This window comes from Burkholderia sp. E168m23 (assembly GCF_016586125.1).
Classification (GTDB): domain Bacteria; phylum Pseudomonadota; class Gammaproteobacteria; order Burkholderiales; family Burkholderiaceae; genus Burkholderia; species Burkholderia orbicola.
Map to the genome: position 1 here is coordinate 1 of NZ_BCPP01000942.1, position 2,755 is coordinate 2,755.

3 protein-coding genes are annotated in these 2,755 nt (G+C 68.0%); all 3 read right to left on the reverse strand.

All coding sequences use genetic code 11. From position 1 onward, the window contains the following. The coding region (locus JMF90_RS32295) for an enoyl-CoA hydratase/isomerase family protein (RefSeq protein ID WP_011546952.1) at positions 1 to 783 on the reverse strand (783 nt) is incomplete at its 3' end. Positions 784 to 802: 19 nt separating this feature from the next. Further along, positions 803 to 2,410: a carboxyl transferase domain-containing protein gene (locus JMF90_RS32300; RefSeq protein ID WP_011546951.1), complete on the reverse strand. Its 1,608-nt coding sequence runs from the start codon at positions 2,408 to 2,410 to the stop codon at positions 803 to 805. Positions 2,411 to 2,440: 30 nt separating this feature from the next. Continuing rightward, positions 2,441 to 2,755: acyl-CoA dehydrogenase family protein (locus JMF90_RS32305; protein ID WP_268906078.1), on the reverse strand; the 315-nt coding region annotated here is incomplete at its 5' end.

The following is a 2,755-nucleotide window of genomic DNA, read 5'->3' on the forward strand; positions in this document are numbered from 1 at the left end:
TTCACGCCACGACGGCGTGCGCTTTTCGAGGAAGGATGCGATCCCTTCGCGCGCTTCCGCGCCGGCACGGGTCTTCGCGATCCACTCGGCGGTCTGCTCGATCAGCGTCGCGTCGAGCGCGCGGCCGGCCACGTCGGCGACGAGCCGCTTGCACGCCTTCACCGCGTCGGGGCCGTTCGCGACCAGCGTCGCCGCCAGCTTCGCGACCGTTTCGTCGAGCGCGTCGGCCGGCACCGCATCGTGAATGAACCCGAGCGACGCGGCACGCGTGCTGTCGAACACCTCGGCCGTCGTGAAGTAGCGCCGCGCCGCACGTTCGCCCATCGCCCGCACGACATACGGCGCGATCGTCGCGGGAATCAGCCCGAGCCGCGCTTCCGACAGGCAGAACTTCACGCCGTCGGCGGCAATCGCGATGTCGGCCGCCGCGACGAGGCCCACGCCGCCCGCATACGCGTCGCCATGCACGCGCGCGATCACCGGCTTGCCGCAGCGATAAATCGCTTCGAGCATGCGCGCGAGCTTGCGCGCATCGGCGCGGTTCTCGTCGTCCGAGTAGCCGGCCATCTTCTTCATCCAGTTCAGGTCCGCGCCCGCGCAGAATGCGGCGCCTTCCGCGGCCAGCACGATCGCGCGCACGCCTTCGTGCGCATCGAGCCATTCGAACGCGGTGGTCAGCTCGGCGATCGTCGTCTCGTTGAACGCGTTGCGCACGTCGGGACGCGCGAGCGTGACGGTCGCCACGCGGCCGGCTTCGCTTACCTTGATCGTTTCGTATCGCATCGGTCAGTCCTCCCGGGCGTTACATGCGGAACACGCCGAAGCGCGTGTCGTCGATCGGCGCGTTCATCGACGCGGCCAGGCCGAGCCCGAGCACGTCGCGCGTCTGCGCGGGATCGATCACGCCGTCGTCCCACAGCCGCGCGCTCGCGTAATACGGATGGCCCTGGCGCTCGTACTGGTCGCGAATCGGCTGCTTGAACGCGTCCTCTTCCTCGGCCGACCACGACCCGCCCTTCGCCTCGATGCCATCGCGACGCACGGTCGCGAGCACCGATGCGGCCTGCTCGCCGCCCATCACGGAGATCCGTGCATTCGGCCACATCCACAGGAAACGCGGGCCGAACGCGCGGCCGCACATCCCGTAGTTGCCGGCGCCGAACGAGCCGCCGATGATCACCGTGAACTTCGGCACCTTCGCGTTCGACACGGCCGTCACCATCTTCGCGCCATGCCGCGCGATGCCTTCGTTCTCGTACTTGCGCCCGACCATGAAGCCCGTGATGTTCTGCAGGAATACGAGCGGGATCTTGCGCTGGCAGCACAGCTCGATGAAATGCGCGCCCTTCACCGCCGATTCGGAGAACAGGATGCCGTTGTTCGCGACGATCCCGACCGGATGGCCCCAGATGTGCGCGAAGCCCGTGACGAGCGTCGTGCCGAAGCGCGCCTTGAATTCGTCGAATTCCGAATCGTCGACGATGCGCGCGATCACCTCGCGCACGTCGAACGGCTTGCGCGTATCGACCGGAATCACGCCGTACAGGCTCTTCGCGTCGTAGCGCGGCGGCTTCGGCTCGCGCAGCGCGAGCGGCGGCGCGATCTTCGGCGCGAGGTGACCGACGATGTTGCGCGCGATCGACAGCGCATGCGCGTCGTTCTGCGCGAGATGGTCGGCCACGCCCGACAGGCGCGTATGCACGTCGCCGCCGCCGAGATCCTCGGCGCTCACTTCCTCGCCGGTCGCGGCCTTCACGAGCGGCGGCCCGCCGAGGAAAATCGTGCCCTGGTCCTTCACGATGATCGACTCGTCGCTCATCGCCGGCACGTATGCGCCGCCGGCCGTGCACGAGCCCATCACGACGGCGATCTGCGCGATCCCCGCCGCCGACATCGTCGCCTGGTTGAAGAAGATGCGGCCGAAGTGGTCGCGATCGGGAAACACGTCGTCCTGGTTCGGCAAGTTCGCGCCGCCCGAGTCGACGAGGTACACGCACGGCAGCCGGTTTTCCGCGGCGATTTCCTGCGCGCGTACGTGCTTCTTCACTGTGACCGGGTAGTAGGTGCCGCCCTTGACCGTCGCGTCGTTGCACACGATCACGCATTCGCGGCCGGCGATGCGCCCGATCCCGGTGATGACGCCCGCGCCCGGCGCGTCGTCGTTGTACATGCCGTTCGCCGCGAGTTGCGAGAACTCGAGGAACGGCGCGCCCGGATCGAGCAGTTGCGCGATGCGATCGCGCGGCAGCAGCTTGCCGCGCGACAGGTGCTTGTCGCGCGCGGCCTGGCCGCCGCCCTGCGCGAGCTGTTCGATCTTCACGCGCAGGTCGGCGACGACCGCCTCGAGCGCCGCGGCATTCGCGCGGAAGTCTTCCGAACGCGGGTTCAGTTTCGATTCGATGATCGGCATCGACGGGGCTCCGTTCCGTGACGTGGGGCGTTACATCGTTTCCGCGAACAGCTCGCGGCCGATCAGCATCCGGCGGATCTCACTCGTGCCGGCACCGATCTCGTAGAGCTTCGCATCGCGCCACAGGCGGCCGACCGGGTATTCGTTGATGTAGCCGTTGCCGCCGAGGATCTGGATCGCCTCGCCAGCCATCCACGTCGCCTTCTCGGCCGTGTAGAGGATCACGCCCGCGCAGTCCTTGCGCACCTGGCGAATGTGGTCGCTGCCCGCCGAGTCGAGATGGCGGCCGACCGCATACAGGTACGCGCGGCACGCCTGGAACGTCGTGTACATGTCGGCGACCTT

What these genes read in the sequence shown, in the direction of transcription:
- JMF90_RS32300 (WP_011546951.1), bottom strand. Translation starts at nt 2,410, where the DNA reads ATGCCGATCATCGAATCGAAACTGAACCCGCGTTCGGAAGACTTCCGC.